The organism is Virgibacillus dakarensis, assembly GCF_900155625.1.
GTDB lineage: Bacteria > Bacillota > Bacilli > Bacillales > Amphibacillaceae > Lentibacillus_C > Lentibacillus_C populi.
Genome location: NZ_LT732553.1, coordinates 1158933 through 1177592, shown reverse-complemented (window position 1 = coordinate 1177592; position 18660 = coordinate 1158933). Strand labels below are relative to the sequence as shown.

At 41.4% G+C, this 18660-nt stretch carries 14 protein-coding genes; 1 reads left to right on the top strand and 13 read right to left on the bottom strand.

The window, feature by feature from the left end:
- Positions 1 to 137: 137 nt before the first annotated feature.
- The 4 genes from CZ382_RS05840 to gltB form a co-directional block, all read right to left on the bottom strand.
- On the bottom strand, positions 138 to 566 hold the full coding sequence (locus CZ382_RS05840; protein ID WP_088050272.1) for a RicAFT regulatory complex protein RicA family protein: 429 nt from the start codon (positions 564 to 566) through the stop codon (positions 138 to 140).
- Position 567: 1 nt separating this feature from the next.
- The gene (gene miaB / locus CZ382_RS05835) at positions 568 to 2136 is read right to left on the bottom strand and encodes a tRNA (N6-isopentenyl adenosine(37)-C2)-methylthiotransferase MiaB (RefSeq protein ID WP_088050271.1); all 1569 of its coding nucleotides are present in this window, start codon (positions 2134 to 2136) and stop codon (positions 568 to 570) included.
- Between the two features lie 654 nt (positions 2137 to 2790).
- On the bottom strand, positions 2791 to 4287 hold the full coding sequence (gene gltD, locus CZ382_RS05830) for a glutamate synthase small subunit (protein ID WP_088050270.1): 1497 nt from the start codon (positions 4285 to 4287) through the stop codon (positions 2791 to 2793).
- Positions 4288 to 4305: 18 nt separating this feature from the next.
- Positions 4306 to 8865 carry a glutamate synthase large subunit gene (gene gltB / locus CZ382_RS05825; RefSeq protein WP_088050269.1) on the bottom strand — a complete coding sequence of 1520 codons (4560 nt, stop codon included), beginning with the start codon at positions 8863 to 8865 and terminating at the stop codon, positions 4306 to 4308.
- Positions 8866 to 9003: 138 nt separating this feature from the next.
- Between gltB and CZ382_RS05820 the strand changes: the two genes are divergently transcribed.
- Positions 9004 to 9906 carry a LysR family transcriptional regulator gene (locus tag CZ382_RS05820; protein WP_088050268.1) on the top strand — a complete coding sequence of 301 codons (903 nt, stop codon included), beginning with the start codon at positions 9004 to 9006 and terminating at the stop codon, positions 9904 to 9906.
- A 184-nt stretch (positions 9907 to 10090) separates the two neighbouring features.
- On the opposite strand, the gene spoVS is transcribed toward CZ382_RS05820, so the two are convergent.
- The 9 genes from spoVS to CZ382_RS05780 all read right to left on the bottom strand — a co-directional run bounded on the left by spoVS (position 10091) and on the right by CZ382_RS05780 (position 18637).
- Entirely contained in the window at positions 10091 to 10351 is a 261-nt protein-coding gene (gene spoVS, locus CZ382_RS05815; protein ID WP_028782854.1) for a stage V sporulation protein SpoVS, read from the bottom strand.
- A gap of 105 nt (positions 10352 to 10456) precedes the next feature.
- On the bottom strand, positions 10457 to 11254 hold the full coding sequence (locus CZ382_RS05810; RefSeq protein WP_088050267.1) for a TIGR00282 family metallophosphoesterase: 798 nt from the start codon (positions 11252 to 11254) through the stop codon (positions 10457 to 10459).
- 150 nt (positions 11255 to 11404) lie between these two features.
- Entirely contained in the window at positions 11405 to 11605 is a 201-nt protein-coding gene (locus CZ382_RS23375) for a hypothetical protein (RefSeq protein ID WP_140392717.1), read from the bottom strand.
- Between the two features lie 68 nt (positions 11606 to 11673).
- Complete coding sequence (rny, locus tag CZ382_RS05805) at positions 11674 to 13233, bottom strand: ribonuclease Y (RefSeq protein ID WP_088050266.1); 1560 nt, start codon at positions 13231 to 13233, stop codon at positions 11674 to 11676.
- Between the two features lie 501 nt (positions 13234 to 13734).
- Positions 13735 to 14769, bottom strand: a complete 1035-nt coding sequence (gene recA / locus CZ382_RS05800) for a recombinase RecA (RefSeq protein ID WP_088050988.1) — start codon at positions 14767 to 14769, stop codon at positions 13735 to 13737.
- 175 nt (positions 14770 to 14944) lie between these two features.
- Positions 14945 to 16192: a competence/damage-inducible protein A gene (locus tag CZ382_RS05795; protein WP_088050265.1), complete on the bottom strand. Its 1248-nt coding sequence runs from the start codon at positions 16190 to 16192 to the stop codon at positions 14945 to 14947.
- Entirely contained in the window at positions 16192 to 16770 is a 579-nt protein-coding gene (gene pgsA, locus CZ382_RS05790) for a CDP-diacylglycerol--glycerol-3-phosphate 3-phosphatidyltransferase (protein WP_088050264.1), read from the bottom strand. Before pgsA ends, CZ382_RS05795 begins: the two co-directional genes overlap by 1 nt.
- A 158-nt stretch (positions 16771 to 16928) precedes the next feature.
- Positions 16929 to 17828 carry a helix-turn-helix domain-containing protein gene (locus CZ382_RS05785; RefSeq protein WP_088050263.1) on the bottom strand — a complete coding sequence of 300 codons (900 nt, stop codon included), beginning with the start codon at positions 17826 to 17828 and terminating at the stop codon, positions 16929 to 16931.
- Positions 17829 to 17845: 17 nt separating this feature from the next.
- Entirely contained in the window at positions 17846 to 18637 is a 792-nt protein-coding gene (locus CZ382_RS05780; RefSeq protein ID WP_088050262.1) for a DUF3388 domain-containing protein, read from the bottom strand.
- Between the last annotated feature and the right edge of the window lie 23 nt (positions 18638 to 18660).

Sequence of the window (18660 nt, the reverse complement as noted above, 5' to 3'; positions counted from 1 at the left end):
TTTTCATAGTCATTTTATGCAAGACAAATACCTAAAGTGCATAGCTAAATTATTTGTCTTAAAAGAGGGGGAACCGTTCTTGAAAAAGCAAGTCTACAAACTCCAGGCGGGGATGCCCGATCCCCGCCTGGAATTTGTTAGTGGCTACATGCAGAACTATTTTTTACTTTTGATCCTGTTTCACCTGAAAGCAGGTCACCGCCAGTTGATTCAATTACTTTATTTGTTACTTCCCGGGCAATTGTACCAGTAACAAGCTGCAGTACATCGTTGACAACAATTTGTGTTTCTTTAAATTCCTGAACAACCGGAATTTCATCGAGCTCACCCTGAAGCCGATCTATTTCCGCTTCAACCTTCTTTAATGCTTCCTTTTTTTCATAGGCCTGGAAATTAACGGCTTGCTTTTGCAAAGCCTTAATCCGATTAATTAACTGTTGTACTTTTTTATTTTCATTTATTTTTGCTTCAACCTGCTTAAAACGATCAATTTCATCTGTATTTGCAAGCATGTCTGCCAATCTTTTGGCTTGATCCAGTACTTGAGTACGTGTATATTCCGCCATTTTAGTTCACCTCTACCGTATTTTCTGCCATTACTCCATTTAATGACCATGTTTTTGCTTCGGTAATTTTTACATCAACAATTTTTCCTATCGCCGATTTCGGACCTTTAAAATTAACCAGTTTATTTCTTTCTGTATACCCGGCTAAAACATCCGGATCTTTTTTACTCTCGCCTTCAACAAGTACTTTAACGATCTTTTCCTGGTACTGTTTCATGGATGAAGCCGATTGTTTATTGACAAGCTCATTTAAACGATACAAGCGCTGCTTTTTCACTTCCTCTGGTACATTATCCTTTTTCCGCGCTGCAGGTGTACCTTCACGAGGAGAATAGATAAATGTATAGGCTGCTTCAAAACCAACCTCTTCCACAAGTGTCATCGTTTCTTCAAATTGCTCATCTGTCTCATTTGGAAACCCAACAATGATATCTGTTGTCAATGTCGCATTCGGCATTGCTTTACGAATTTTGCGGACTAGTTCCAAATAGTCTTCACGGGTATATTTCCGATTCATTTTTTTCAATATTTCACTACTTCCGGACTGAACCGGCAAGTGAATATGATCAAGTAAATTACCGCCTTTTGCAAGCACTTCAATTAACCGGTCATCGAAATCTCTTGGATGGGATGTTGTAAAACGTACCCTGGGTATATCAATTTTATGAATATCATCCATCAGGTCCCCAAGGCCGTATGTGATGTCTTCAAAATCTTTTCCGTACGCATTGACATTTTGCCCAAGCAGTGTCACTTCCTGATAGCCTTGTGCTACCAAATGGCGTACCTCCTGGATGATATCCTCTGGTCTGCGGCTCCGTTCTTTCCCACGGGTCATTGGTACGATACAATACGTACAAAACTTATCACAGCCGTACATGATGTTTACCCATGCTTTAATTTTTCCTTTGCGTGCTTTCGGAAGATTTTCGATGATGTCCCCTTCCTTGGACCATACTTCCACAACTTTTTCCTTGCCGAACATTGCTTCTTTAACTAACTGTGGCAGACGATGAATATTGTGCGTTCCAAAAATCAGGTCAACTTGTGGATGTTTTTTCATGATCCGGTTAACAACGGATTCTTCCTGGGACATACAGCCACAAACACCAAGGATTAAATCTGGTTTTTCCACTTTTAATGGTTTCAGGTGGCCGATTTCCCCGAACACTTTATTTTCTGCATTTTCCCGAATGGCACATGTATTTAATAGAATGATATCCGCTTCGTTCGTGTCAGCTGTTGACTCATAGCCCATATCCGTTAAAATACCTGCCATGACCTCTGTATCATGTTCATTCATTTGACAGCCATATGTACGGATCAGGAACTTTTTCCCTTTACCAATGTTTTCCATATCCTCAGGGATACCAAAATCATAATGAACCGTTACTTTATCGCGCCCGCGTTTCCGTGCCTTATTCAGATTTGGTGGCTCATACGTCGTTTCAAAATACTTGGCAAAATCAGCACTCGTTTTTTCGCTTAATGGTTTGTCCTGTCCGGATTTTCTGTCCGCGGCACCCATCTGCTTAATTTGTGACTGTTCCTTTCGCTGTTGTTCGTTCATTAACGAAACTCCTTTCTTTATATCAAACACTAATTTACACATAGGTGTACATTATTACAGTATAATGCCTATACACAAATTAAACAATACGTGCGAAAAATCCGCAAACGAAAAAACCTCCCTTTATGGAATAAGTAGTTCACTTACCGTGGGAAAAATATCAATCTCATTACAACTAGCATCGAGGTTATGAACGACCAAATACAGGGGAAGAGCCATCACTCGGTCACTCAATGATATTATGAACGACCAAATGCAGCGGAAGAACCATCATTCGGTCACTCAATGATATTATGAACGACCGAATGCAGCGGAAGAGCCATCATTCGGTCACTCATTGAGGTTATGAACGACCAAATGCAACGGAAGAGCCATCATTCGGTCACTCATTGAGGTTATGAACGACCAAATGCAACGGAAGAACCATCATTCGGTCACTCATTGAGGTTATGAACGACCAAATGCAACGGAAGAGCCATCATTCGGTCACTCAATGATATAAGAACTACCGAACAACGTTATTGTCAATTATTTCTATAAATACGAAAAATAGCATACTGATCACGATACGAATTGGCCAGCTATTAGACTTGTTAATTTAGTTCTTCTCCATTAAAAGTGAACTACTACTTGGGAGGCAAATGTCTACTTTTTCTAAGCTTCCAGATAAGACGGCAATATCGAGCTGCCCATCAAATACTGGTCAACCCGCCGAGCCACTTCACGCCCTTCATTAATCGCCCAAACGATTAAACTTTGACCGCGTCTTGCATCACCAGCCGCAAAGACCTTTTCAACATTCGTAGTGAAGTCTCCGTATTTTGCTTCAACCTTTTTATTGTTTGTACGCACATCGAACTGTTGCAGTATTTGTGGCTCTGGCCCTTCAAACCCAATGGCAATTAGCACAAGCTGCGCCGGCCAAACTTTTTCAGTACCGGGGATTTCGTTAAAGGTAAACACGCCATTTTCATCTTTGACTTTTTCCATTTGGACAGTGTGTAATTCTTTTAAATTCCCGTTATCATCCATAACAAACCGCTGTGTTTGGATGGAGTACTGTCGTGGATCCTTATTGAATTTAGCGGTTGCCTCTTTGTGTGCATAATCGACAGTAAATATATTAGGATATTCCGGCCACATGTTACTGTTAGCTCTGGCTAATGGCAGTTTTGGATGTTTGCCGAACTGGACAACGCTATTAGAGCCTTGCCGAAGTGCTGTTGCGATACAATCGGCTCCTGTATCTCCACCACCGATTACAATCACATCTTTTCCTGCTGCATCAATGAAGTCATTTGCTCCCATATCAGTGTTTAGTAATTTTTTTGTGGAACCTGTTAGATAATCCATTGCCAAGTGAACACCCGTTGCTTCCCGGCCATCAATAACGAGATCACGCTGTTTTTGCGCCCCGGTACATAGGATAACCGCATCATGCTTCGCTTTTAAGTCCTCAGCTGAAATGTCTGTTCCTACTTCGGTATTGGTCGCGAAATTGACCCCTTCCTGTTCTAATAGTCTAATTCTCCGTTCAACTACATCTTTTTCCAGCTTCATGTTTGGGATACCATACGTCAATAATCCACCTGCACGGTCTTCACGCTCATAAACTGTCACCGTATGGCCAGCTTGATTCAATTGGTCTGCACTTGCCAACCCTGCCGGACCCGATCCTACAATGGCAATTGATTTACCTGTGCGTTTGTATGGAATCCTTGGTGTCATCCAGCCATTTTCAAATCCTTTATCAATAATGGTCCGTTCAATACTTTTAATGGTGACAGCCGGGTCAGAAATAGCAAGTGTACAGGATCCTTCACAGGGAGCAGGGCAAACTCTTCCAGTGAATTCTGGAAAATTATTTGTTTTTAACAGCCGTTCCAAAGCTTCTTTCCATTGTCCGCGATAGACAAGGTCATTCCACTCGGGAATTAAGTTATAAATCGGACACCCGGTAGTTGCTCCATTCAGTTCTTCTCCGATTTGGCAAAACGGGGTCCCGCAATCCATACACCGTGCTCCCTGTCTCATTAAAACATCATCAGAGAAAGGAGCGGCATATTCTTTCCAATCCGTTAGTCGTGTAAAAGGATCACGCTCTTCAGCCTCTTCACGCTGGTAATCCATGAAACCAGTAACTTTACCCATGCTATGCTCTCCTTTCCTCTAAAATGATACAGCTTCATGTTTTTTTGTTTCTGAAACGGTCGCTTTCTTGTGCTTTTTTGATTGAAAAGCGTGCATAGCTGCCTTTTCATCTGATAAACCATCATTCTTATATGCGTCAATTTTTTCGAGCATTCGTTTATAATCTTTCGGAATAACTTTCACGAGATTTTTCACGCACTCATTCCAGGCATATAGTACATAAGCTGCCTTTTTACTTCTTGTATAACGATAATGATTTTCCACCATCTGTTTTACTTCTTCTCTTTCCTGCTCTGCTGTAAGTGATTCAAACTCCACCATTTCTTTGTTGCATAACTGTTTAAATTGCGCTAAGTCTTTAGCAAGAATATAAGCAATGCCACCAGACATCCCCGCTGCAAAGTTTTTGCCTACATCACCTAAAATAACGACACGTCCACCAGTCATATATTCACAACCGTGATCGCCAATTCCTTCTACGACAATGTTCGCACCGCTATTTCGGACGGCAAACCGTTCGCCGGCGAATCCGTTAATGTATGCTTCTCCACTCGTAGCACCGTAAAAAGCAACATTCCCAATAATAACGTTATTGGATTCGGATAGTTTTGCAGCTGTCGGGGAGGAAACGACCACTTTTCCGCCAGACAAGCCTTTTCCGACATAGTCATTAGCGTCACCAGTCAGCAGCAATGACATACCTTTTGGGATATAAGCTCCAAAGCTCTGTCCCGCTGAACCGGAAAATCGTAACGTTATGGTGTCTTCTGGTAATCCAGCTTCTCCGTAACACTTCGAAACCTCGCTGCCAACTATCGTTCCTGTCACACGATGTGTATTTTTAATAGGGTAAGTCAAATCTACCCGTTGCTTAAACGTTAAAGCCGGTTTTACAGCAGGTAAAATTTCGCGTAAATCAAGCGATTCCTCCAAATGATGATTCTGTTCTCTCTGACAAGTTCTCGATCCATCAACTTGGAAAAGCAAGGTTGATAAATCCAGAAACTTTGCTTTCCAATGTGCTTTAGCTCGGTCACTTACAGCTAAAACGTCTGTCCGTCCAACCATTTCATCGACCGTTCTGAAACCTAATTGCGCCATGATTTCTCTAACTTCCTGTGCAATATAGTACATAAAGTTAACGATATGGTCGGGGTCACCCATGAATTTTTTCCGTAATTCCGGATCTTGAGTGGCGATTCCTACTGGACATGTATTTACGTGGCACACCCGCATCATGACACAACCCAGGACGACCAGTGGTGCTGTTGCAAAACCGAATTCCTCAGCCCCAAGCAACGCCGCCATCACCACATCTTTTCCTGTCATCAGCTTGCCATCGGTTTCTAATACAACCCGATCTCTTAACCCATTTAGCATCAGCGTTTGATGTGTTTCGGCGAGTCCCAGCTCCCATGGCAGACCTGTATGCTTAATACTTGTTTTTGGCGAGGCACCTGTTCCACCGTCATAGCCGCTAACCGTAATAACATCCGCGGCTCCTTTGGCAACTCCTGCAGCGATTGTCCCGATTCCTGCTTTTGCCACGAGTTTTACACTTACACGGGCATGACGATTGGCGTTTTTTAAATCATGAATCAGTTGCGCCAGATCCTCGATGGAATAGATGTCATGGTGTGGCGGTGGGGATATTAGTCCAACGCCCGGGGTTGATCCACGTACATCTGCTATCCATGGATACACTTTATTTCCCGGCAGCTGTCCACCCTCACCAGGTTTTGCACCTTGAGCCATTTTAATTTGCAGTTCGTCAGCATTAACTAGATAATCGCTTTTTACACCAAAACGTCCAGATGCAATCTGCTTGATGGCACTTCTTTTTAAGTCACCGGTTTCGCCGATTACAAATCGGTTTGGATCCTCTCCGCCTTCTCCACTATTGCTTTTCCCGCCAATCCGGTTCATCGCAATTGCTAACGCCTCATGTGCTTCCTGACTTAACGAACCAAATGACATAGCTCCAGTTTTAAACCGTTTAACGATTTCTTCTGCCGATTCTACTTGTTCAATTGGTATAGAATCCGTTTGCTTAAAGGTGAACAAATTCCGCAAAAAATTAATTCGTTCTTCATTTGCTGCTTTTGAATATTGCTTAAACAAATCGTAATCGCCCCGTCGGCACGCCCATTGCAGCATGTGAATGGTTTTCGGATTAAACGCATGATGTTCGCCAGTTTTCCGCCATTGAAAATCACTCCCGGAATCCAATGTGTGATTAAGATTATCTGCATAGGCACTTTTGTGACGCTTTATCGTTTCTTCTGCAATCGTGTCTAAATCAATCCCGCCAAGCTGTGAGGCTGTTCCAGTAAAATAGCGGTCAATGACGTTTTTACTAATTCCGATTGCTTCAAATATTTGGGCACCACGATAGCTTTGAATGGTGGAAATTCCCATTTTGGACATTACTTTGACGACACCTTCTGTAATGGCCTGAATATAGCGTTCTACTGCATCTTTATAGCTATATGACAAATGTTTTTCTTTAATTGCTTGACTTAACGTGGCGTATGCAAGGTATGGATTTATTGCATTTACCCCATAACCAATTAAAGCAGCATAATGATGAACCTCTCTAGCCTCACCCGATTCAGCAATTATGCTTACTTTTGTTCGGCTTCCTTGTCGGATCAAATGCTGATGCAATGCACTTACTGCAAGCAGAGAAGGAATGGCAATTGCTTTTTCGTCCATCTCACGGTCCGACAGAATTAGAATATTGATACCTCGGGCAATTGCCTCGTCAGCCTCTTTGCATAACTGATTCAATCCCTGTTTAAGGTCCTTATAAAATAGCGTGTCGATTGTTTTGCTTGTAAATCCCGGATAGCCGCCCCCCTTTAATTGCCGAAGCTGTTCGTTAGATAGTACTGGAGTGTCAACTTGAAGTCTGCGACAGTTTGTTTCATCTGGATGAAGGATATTTCCTTCTGCCCCCAACAGGCTCGTTGTAGATGTAACAAGCTGTTCCCGGTAAGCATCAATTGGCGGGTTTGTTACTTGTGCAAATAATTGCTTGAAGTATGAAAACAAGGATTGCGGATGGTCTGACAATACCGCTAATGGCACATCATTTCCCATCGCCCCAATCGGATCCTTTTCATCGGCTACCAATGGAAGCAAATATTTATGAATATCTTCATACGTATAGCCAAATGCTTTTTGTCTTGTCAGCAAATCAGTAAATGGTTTTTCTGCTTTGGTTTCGATGCTTCTATCCATTTTAACAAGCTCTGTGTCCAGCCATTGGCGATAAGGTTCGCCTTGGGACATTTCTGTTTTAATTTCTTCATCGGAAATGATCCGTCCCTCTTCCAAGTCGACGAGCAGCATTTTTCCGGGACTTAGACGGTCTTTATATAAAACATTGCCCTCTTCCACATCGATGACTCCCACTTCTGATGAAAAGATAAGGTAGTCATCTTTTGTTACATAATATCTTGCTGGTCTTAATCCGTTTCTGTCCAGAATTGCCCCAATTTGCCTGCCATCTGTAAACGAAATCGTCGTTGGTCCGTCCCACGGCTCCATTAAGGCACTGTGATATTCATAGAAGGCTTTCTTTTCCTTCGACATATGCGGATTATTGACCCACGGTTCTGGAATCAGCATCATCGCTGCATGAGCAGGTTTCCTGCCCGCAAGAACAAAAAACTCCAAAGCATTATCCAAAATGGACGAGTCGCTTCCACTTTCATCGAGGATTGGTACTACTTTTTCCAAATCATCACCGAAAGCGTCCGAGATAAACTGTTTTTCCCGCGCTTTCATCCAGTTGACGTTTCCTCTTAACGTATTGATTTCGCCGTTATGCATTAAATAGCGATTCGGATGTGCCCTTTCCCAGCTTGGGAAGGTATTTGTACTGAAACGGGAATGCACCAATGAAAAGGCAGATACAAAATCTTCATCCTGCAAATCAGGGTAAAATGCATTTAATTGTTCTGGTGTCAATAACCCTTTGTAAACAATTGTCTGACTTGAAAGACTGGTAAAGTAAAAACGTTCTTCCCTTTGCCATGCAATCTTTTCAGCTTGCTTCCGAATGACATACAATTTTCGTTCAAACGCCGTATTTTCTTTGATCGCTGGATTTGCACCAATAAACACCTGACGAATGAATGGACAGCTTTCCTGCGCCTTCATTCCAATTTTGTCAATTTTTACAGGTACCGTACGCCAGCCAATTACAGTCTGGCCTTCTTGTTCGACAAATCTATTAATCCGAGCTTCCATCGCTGCTCGGTTCTGATCCTCATTGGAGAAAAAAATCATCCCTACACCGTAGCGTCCTTTATCGGGTAAGTTCATTTCCGAACAAACTTTACGGAAAAAGAGATCCGGAATTTGCACCATTAGTCCAGCCCCATCCCCTGTTGCCGGATCGCTCCCTTGTCCTCCTCGGTGATCCAATTGACAAAGCATGTGCAGACCCTTTTTTACAATATCATGTGTGGGGACGCCATTTATATGCGCATATAGGCCGATCCCGCATGCATCATGCTCAAATTCAGGGTGGTAAAGACCTTGAGCTTTTGGTATTTGATTAAAACGCATTATGTTTACCCCCGTTCATTTTCACACTTGAAGTGAAAATTTTCTTATTTTTATTATAGGTTTTCAAATCAATCTAAACAATATATAATTTAGATTAAAACAATCTATTATTGAGATCAATGTACGGAGGTAAAAAATATGGAATTGCGTCAATTACGGTATTTTATGGAAGTGGCTGAGCGCGAACACGTATCAGAGGCGGCGATCCACTTACATGTTGCCCAATCAGCGGTAAGTAGACAGATTGCTAATTTAGAGGGGGAACTTGGGGTTACTTTATTTGAACGTGAAGGCAGGAATGTGAAATTAACACAAATTGGTAAAATATTTTTAACCCATACGAAGATTGCGATGAAGGCAATTGATAACGCAACAAAACAAATTGATGAATATCTGGATCCGGAGCGTGGAACCATTAAAATCGGTTTCCCTACAAGTTTATCCAACCATCTGTTGCCAAGTGTTATCTCCGCCTTTAAAAAGGAATACCCGAATATCGCCTTCCATTTACGGCAAGGATCCTATAAATTCTTAATTGATTCCGTAAAAAATGGTGATATCGATGTCGCTTTTCTCGGGCCTGTCCCTAAAAAAGACCCCGAGATTGAGAGCCACATTTTATTTACCGAAAGTATATTAGCTCTACTGCCGCTATCCCACCCTTTGGCAGAAAGAAAAAGTCTGTATCTCAGTGATTTAAAAAAGGATGAATTCGTTAGTTTCCCTAAAGGTTATGTTTTGGAGAACATACTAGTGGATGCGTGCAAACAGGCTGGATTTGTACCAAACATCTCATCAGAAGGAGAAGATTTGGACGCTATCAAAGGTCTGGTCGCAGCCGGGATTGGGGTTACCCTCTTACCGGAAAGTACGTTTCACGAAGCAATACCAAGGATGACCGTTAAAATCCCAATCGATATCCCGGAAGTCAGAAGAACAGTCGGGATTATAAAACAGAAGGGTAAAGATTTAGCACCATCGGAAAAAGTGTTTTATAAATTTTCCAAGCAATTTTTCTTGAGGCTGGAAAAGTTTCTCTAAAGTGAAGCTTCATTCCGGTAGGTGGTTTTTTTCCATTACATGTTGGATAAATGATTCAGGTCTTCACAGGGGGTTGATTATTTTTTGAAGTCATGGTGCCCGAGGTCCAACTTGCTTTTAAGAAGCGATAAAAATAGTGCTACGCTGATCACGTAACACTTTTTATAAAAAAATAAATTCAGAGTTATCTAGGTTCGACAATTAATTTAATCGCTGTCCGTTCTTCATTATCGATCATAATATCGGTAAAGGCTGGAATACAAATCAAATCAACTCCACTAGGGGCAACAAATCCTCTGGCGATAGCCACCGCTTTTACAGCTTGGTTTAATGCTCCCGCACCAATTGCCTGAATTTCCGCTGAGCCACGTTCACGTAAGACGTTTGCGAGTGCACCTGCTACTGAATTTGGACTTGATTTAGCTGACACTTTTAATATTTCCATTACTAGTACCTCCTTCATTTACTAATGTAGTTCTAATGTAACTATATTCTTGGAGATGATAGCTTATTACCTTATTATGCAGGAAGAATTCAAATAATTCAAATATCAGCTGAAGAATGGATGGTCATCGTTAATTAAAATACGTTCCATGTTAGAGGCAAAACCGGTTTTATCATCAATTGTCACTAAAATGCCATTCAGCTGTGTTCTTCCCTTTTTATCGACTTCAAAACGCACCGGCAAGCTGGTTAAAAATTTTTTCAAAACTGCTTCTCTTTCTGTACCTAAAATTGCATCATATGGGCCGGTCATTCCAGCATCCGTAATATATGCGGTACCCTGAGGTAAAATGCGCTCATCAGCTGTCTGGGTGTGGGTATGTGTACCGACAACCGCACTGACCCTGCCATCAACATACCAGCCCATTGCTTGTTTCTCGCTTGTTGCTTCCGCATGAAAATCCAGAAAAATGATCTTCGTTCGTTTTTGCGCATCGGCAATTAATTGATCGACTTTTCGGAATGGGTCATCCAGCGCCGGAAGAAATGTACGGCCTTGCAAGTTGATAACCGCAACCTCAGTACCATTTAACTGATAAAAAACGAGCCCTTTTCCAGGTGTACCTTTAGGAAAGTTTGCCGGACGGATCATATATTTGGCATCATCGATGAATTCAAAAATATCTTTTTTATCCCATGTATGATTGCCCATCGTAATTACTTGGGCGCCCCATTCTAAAAATTGTTTATAAATTTTTTCCGTAATTCCTTTTCCTGAAGCGGCATTTTCACCGTTCATAATAACCATGTGCGGCCGGTATTTTTCTTTCAGCCTTGGCAAATATTCCCTGACCATATCTCTTCCTGGTGACCCAACGATATCACCAATAAATAAAATTTTCATTCTTCGTAATCATCCTAACTAAATAGTGTACTCTCAGTGTTTCACAACGCATCAACGTTTGTCAAAACTATTATACCTTAAATGCAATGAAATCGGCGAATCAGGCCAAAATAAAACAAAAGCGGTCATTTACGACCGCTTTTGTTTATTCTAGTTCCAGTGTCCAGCGACTAGTGGACAACACCCGCCTTCGTACGATAAGTCAACATCGATGAAAGAGGAAGTTCGGTTAAAATCGCAACGTCCTGTTGCAACACCGAACTGACCTGCATCCTGCAGCCTCCAGCTCACCGTGTTTCCTTTATCTCCTACGTAGGAATGTTCGGTTAAAACCGCCGCTCCCGGCGGCAACACCGAACCACCCTGCTTGGCAGGGCGCATTCCATACGTTGCTTAACGGACACTTCCACTTTTTTGTTTTATTTTGCATATTCAACTGCTCTTGTTTCGCGGATAACCGTTACTTTGATATGTCCCGGGTAATCCAGTTCCCCTTCAATTCGCTTGCGAATATCGCGGGCAATTCGTACTGATTCAATATCGTCGATTTCATCCGGTTTTACCATAATGCGAATCTCTCGACCTGCTTGAATAGCGAATGATTTTTCCACACCTGTGAATGATTCTGAAATCTCTTCCAGTTTTTCCAAACGCTTAATGTAATTTTCAAGCGTCTCACTTCTTGCTCCGGGTCTTGCAGCAGATAGTGCGTCTGCTGCAGCTACGAGAACCGAAATGATGGAAGTCGGTTCCTCATCACCGTGATGGGAAGCAATTGAGTTGATTACAACTTCATGCTCTTTATACTTGATTGCAAGTTCTTTTCCGATTTCAACGTGACTGCCTTCTACTTCATGGTCAATTGCTTTGCCGATATCATGAAGCAAGCCGGCTCTTCTAGCAAGTGTTTCATCTTCACCCAATTCAGCAGCAAGCAGTCCAGCTAAATATGCTACCTCCGTAGAATGCTTTAACACATTTTGACCATAGCTTGTACGGTATTTTAGACGTCCAAGAATTTTTACCAAATCTGGATGTAAACCATGTACTCCAACTTCAAATGTTGTTTCCTCACCAACTTCCCGTATATACTCGTCAACCTCGCGTCTTGCTTTATCCACCATTTCTTCAATCCTTGCCGGGTGAATTCTGCCATCCTGTACGAGTTTTTCCAATGCCATACGGGCTGTCTCTCTCCGAATTGGATCGAATCCCGATAAAATAACCGCTTCTGGAGTATCATCGATAATTAAATCGATTCCTGTTAACGTTTCTAACGTTCGGATATTCCGGCCTTCACGTCCGATAATACGGCCTTTCATTTCATCATTTGGAAGGTTTACAACAGATACGGTTGTTTCAGCAACGTGGTCTGCAGCACAACGTTGTAACGCAAGGGAAAGAATACTTTTCGCTTTTTTATCGGCTTCTTCTTTCGCACGGTTTTCAGCTTCTTTTATCATTAATGCTGATTCATGTGATACTTCTTGTTCGATGCGCTCTAAAATAACCTGCCTTGCCTGGTCAGTTGTATATCCTGAAATGCGTTCAAGCTCCGTTTGCTGCTCTTGTATCATCGCTTCCACTTTGCTTTCCATTTCTTCAATTTGTTGTTGTTTTTCTGTAAGCGATTGTTCCTTTTTCTCGAGCAAAAGTTCTCGCTTGTCCAGTGTTTCACTCTTTCTGTCCAGATTTTCTTCTTTTTGTGTCAGACGATTTTCCTGCTTCAGCATTTCATTTCGTCTTTCTCTTAATTCTTCCTCTGTCTGCTGGCGAAGTTTATGGTTCTCATCCTTCGCCTCAAGAAGTGCCTCTTTCTTAGCGGCATCTGCATTCCGGTGTGCCTCATCCACTATTTGCTTCGCTAAACTTTCTGCACTGGAAATTTTAGCTTCAGCTATAGATTTACGAATCAGATAACCAACAACAATACCGACGATTAGGGTAAGCAAAATGGAGATGATTAAAGTAATATCCACGGATTTCACCTCCTATTGCTATAAAATTGTACAATTCATTATTGTCGGCATGTACCATGTTCAATGAATAAATAACAAAAAATGTATAATAAAAATTATAAAATTATACATATTAATTTTAATTCCCATTATAGCCAATGTCAAGGAAACGTCACAACTAAACGAAACTTAATTATATAAGCTCAAAAACTGGCTTGTTCCTGATAATAGATGAGGATGAAATACCAGCACAAAAGCGGAAGCGTCCGTTTAGCGACGTATGGACTGGACTGAGCCGTAGGAGATAAAGGAAACACGGTGAGCTGGAAGCGAACCGATGTTGACTTATCGTACGAAGGTGAAGGAAGTCCACTAGTCGCTGGGCGCTGGAGCTGGACGTGGCCTACTCTGCTGAGAGCAGAATAGAGCCCAAATTTATATACTTTCTTACCTTTCAAAAAATAAACCCCTTGCCAGCTATTTGACAAAGGATTTAGTTCTCCATGCAGTTATGTTAATGAATCAAACATCAAGCGTTTCTTGTCCAGCTTCTACAGATTCGTTGTCGGATTCATCCAAATTATAATGTGCCCTGATTGCGTCATGAATCTCTGCCATTACATCTTCATTTTCTTTCAAAAATTGTTTGGCATTTTCTCTTCCTTGCCCAAGACGTTCTTCATTATAGGAATACCAGGCACCACTTTTTTGGACAATATCCAAATCGGAACCAATATCAAGGATTTCACCTTCTTTGGAAATCCCTTCGCCATACATAATATCAACTTCTGCTTGTTTAAATGGTGGTGCAACTTTGTTTTTGACAACTTTAATTCTAGCTTTATTTCCTACCATGTCGTTACCTTGCTTTAAGGTTTCGGCACGACGAACTTCCAGTCTTACGGAGGAATAAAACTTTAGGGCTCTGCCACCAGGAGTTGTCTCCGGATTCCCAAACATAACTCCTACTTTTTCTCGTATTTGGTTAATAAAAATTGCAGTAGTTTTTGATTTATTAATAGCCCCTGACAGTTTTCGCAGCGCCTGCGACATAAGACGTGCTTGTAAACCCACATGGGAATCTCCCATTTCACCTTCAATTTCCGCCTTTGGAACTAATGCGGCAACTGAGTCTATTACAAGAATATCGACCGCACCACTTCTTACTAGTGCTTCAGCAATTTCCAAAGCCTGTTCACCAGTATCCGGTTGGGACAAAAGCAGTTCATCAATATCAACACCTAATGCACGGGCATATGTCGGATCGAGTGCATGTTCGGCATCGATGAACGCTGCTTGTCCGCCTTTTTTCTGTGCTTCGGCAATCGCGTGAAGCGCTACCGTTGTTTTACCTGATGACTCAGGGCCATAAATTTCGACAACCCGTCCGCGTGGGTAACCGCCAATTCCTAATGCCACGTCCAATGCAAGAGAACCGCTTGGGATCGTTTCAATCTTCTGTATTGGCTCCTCACCAAGCTTCATAATCGATCCTTTTCCAAATTGTTTTTCAATTTGCCTTAACGCCATATCTAAAGCTTGTTTTCTATCACTCAATGGTTGTACCTCCTTTAAATTAACTATATACATCATAACTTGTTTTTCGTTTTTTGCCAACAAAAAAGTCGAATAAATGTTCTTGTTTTTTATCCGACTTTTTTGCTGTAAAACACTATTTTGTTGTAACCTTTTCTTTGAAAAAGCGATTTTTCCTATAATGAAGAACACCATTTTACAATTTTAGATAGTTAAAAAGAATTTCATAACCTTTGATAACAGCTTTTCTGCGCACCGCTGCTCTATCACCAGCAAAGGTGAATTTTTCAGCTTGCTCATCCCCGTTCTTCGTGATAATGGCAATATAAACGGTACCAGCTTGCTGCCCTTCAATGGTATCTGGCCCGGCAACGCCAGTGAAGCTAATTCCAACAGTAGAATCCAGCAGCTTTCTGACATTTTCTGCCATTTCCAGAGCGCATGCTTCACTGACAGTCCCTTTTTCCCGAATGGTTGCGGGGGAAATATGCAGCACATTTTCCTTCACTTTTGTATCATAGCAAACAATACCACCACTAAAGACAGCAGATGCACCTGCAATTGCCACAAGTTTATCGGAAAACATACCACCTGTCAGGCTTTCAGCGGCTGCCAGTGTCCAGTCCTTTTCTTTTAATAACTGAAACACTTTTTCTTCTAATGTTTCATTATCAACTCCATAGCAATATTGACCAACACCATCCAATATTTGTGTCTTTGTTTGCTGAATTAGCTGCTCTGCTTTTTTGGAAGTATCTGCTTTTGCCGTGATCCGAATGGCAACACCATTATCCTGTGCTAACGGTGCAATGGTCGGATTTGATTGTTGATCGATGATTGGTTTTAGTTCATGCTCCAGCCGTGATTCACCAATGCCAATAAATTGCAGCATGGTTGATCGAATAATGGAAAACTCACCGGTACGTTTTGTGAGTGCCGGGAGAACATGATTCGTAACCATCGGCTTCATTTCTTTTGGGACACCCGGCAAAAACACCCACGTTTTTCCTTGATGGATGACGATCATTCCAGGTGCCATTCCAACATTATTCTTAATTACCTCAGCACCAGCAAAAGTGCGTGCCTGCTTTTTATTATTCGGTGTCATATTATTGTGCTGCTTGCGGAAAAAGGATGCTATCTTTTCCATTGACGCTTTGTGTTCGACCATTTCCAACTTGGTAAGGCGTTGAAATGCCTCTCTTGTCAAGTCATCATCTGTCGGACCTAATCCCCCCGTAACGATGATAACATCAGATCTTTTCGAAGCCTGTAAAAATTGTTCGTAAACCCGGGTTAAATTGTCACCCACTACAGAATGATAATAGACATCAATTCCGGACAGCGCCAGTTGCTGTGAAATCCATTGTGCGTTTGTATTGGCGATTTGTCCAAGTAACAGTTCCGTGCCAACAGCGATAATTTCTGATTTAATTTGTCCCATTATTTTGCATCCCTCATTACATTCCAATTTTTAGCAAAATAATCATACCCAGAAAGAACAGTAAAAAATAAGGCTACATATAACATTATCCTATCAAATGGAAAATTCACATATGCAAATGGAAAATTATGCAGCAGCAATGCTGCGATTGCAACAATTTGGGTCACCGTCTTAAGCTTCCCCAACTTGCTAGCTGCCAGCACAATTCCTTCTCCGGCCGCAACGAGCCGTAAGCCTGTAACCGCAAACTCCCTGCTAATAATAACAATTACTAACCAAGCAGGTGCTAAGTCCATTTCGACTAGTAAAATAAATGCTGCGGAAACAAGCAGCTTATCTGCCAACGGATCAAGGAATTTACCCAAATTTGTGACCAGATTATATTTCCTCGCGTAATATCCATCAATCCAGTCGGTCGTGGAAGCAACAATAAATAATAATGCTGCGGCAAAGTCAACAGCCGGTAGTACAGCCTCTCCCATTTGCCATTCGCCCCAGTCAAACGGAACACTAAGAAGGATAATAAAAATCGGGATTAAACAAATACGTGATAGCGTTATTCGGTTAGGTATATTCATAATGTTTACCTCCTGTTTTTGGCGGTGCTTTATAATGTAAAACTTCATTCAGCAGGGGTATTAGCGCCGTAAATGCGTGATAAAACCCTTCCACATTCGTTTTAGAGGAAGGGTTTTTAGAACATTTAGCCGAATGCCCGCTGAAATGTTTACTTGCTTTATTCGGATGGTGATAAATTGATCCATAGCTTTTGATGAACATTTTCTTGCGGATCTACCGGATATTCCAGTTCAACACCATTTATTGTTATTTTCAAATCGGGTGCTTTACCGATATTCAGGTAAATTCGTTCATCATCCGAAACATCGAATTCCTGTGGTGAATTATCCGCCGACAATTCTTGCGCGTAGTAAGATTTCCCATCACCATTTTCCATCCCCAAATAGGTATTGCCGTCCGATTCAAGTGTTATTTTTATTTCATCTCCGGCATTTTCCAGTTCCAATGTTGATTCAGGGCTCGCACCGGTGCCCTTTTCCACAACCGTTAATTTTGGCTTCGGAGTATTAGATTCGTCCTTCGTGTTATCAGAATGTTCTTCGTCAGCCGAATCGTCTGCCGTATTATCATCTGCAGTTTTTTCATCTTGTTTATTGTCATCCGGTTCATAAATAATTTCATTGTCATCCGGTTTATCTACCGGACCAGCACTATCCTTGGAAATTGCTTCTTTATAAAAATACCAGGCAGCAAAAACAATGCCGATCACTAATACGACTACAATAATGGTAGGTAAAAATGAAAAAACTGCCGGATTTTTCGTCGACGTATTTTCTTTCCTTGAGCGCTGGATTCGTGTATATTGGGCTGTACTTTCTTCCTCTGTTTGCGGAATTTCTTCTTTATACTCCTCTAAAAGTTCATTCGGATCCAATCCAACAGCCGCTGCATATTCTTTAATAAATGCTCTTGCATAAAATTTACCAGGCAAAATGTGGAAATTCCCTTCCTCGATTGCCATTAAGTACCGCTTTTGAATTTTCGTGGTTTCCTGTACACTATCAAGTGATAAATCTTTTTCCAATCTCGCCTCTTTAAGTTTTTCACCTATTTCCATTCATAACACCATCCATTTTAAAAATCAAACATCGAAAAACCGTTGTCTTGATGCACTTGCGGCCGCTCAACTGGTTCATATGTAATTTCTTCATCCTCATTACTGCGCAGTTCGATAATATAATCAAAATCATCCAGCTCATATTCAGTTGACTGAACAAATATATCTGGATGCTCGACAACTTTAATTGCCGGAAGCTGCATGATTTCCCGTACTAACTGCCAATGCTTTTCATTGGCACGCCGTGTTGATACAATGCCATCAATAATATATAAATTATCACTGTTATATTCATCCTGAATTAATTGGCTCCGGATTGTCTGCTTTAATAATGTACTTGATACAAATAACCAGCGTTTGTTTGCACATACACTTGCCGCCACAATTGACTCCGTTTTCCCGACACGCGGCATGCCACGAATCCCAATTAATTTATGCCCTTCTTTTTTATATAACTCGGCCATAAAATCGACTAACAACCCTAATTCATTTCGGACAAACCGGAATGTTTTCCGGTCATCAACATCACTGTGAATATATCTTCCATGTCTGACTGCTAATTTATCACGTAACTTAGGTTTCCTCAATTTCGTTATTTTTATCGTATCCATTGTTTGTAAAACTGATTTTAATCGTGTGATTTGTTCATCCCTTTTGGAAAGAAGCAGCATTCCCCGTCTTGAATTTTCCACGCCATTAATGGATATAATGTTGATGGACAACATTCCCAATAAAGAGGATATATCACCTAATAACCCAGGACGGTTGTGTTGAATTTCGTATTCAAAATACCATTCTGTTTTCTCCATAGTCCGCTCCTTTAAATGCAGAT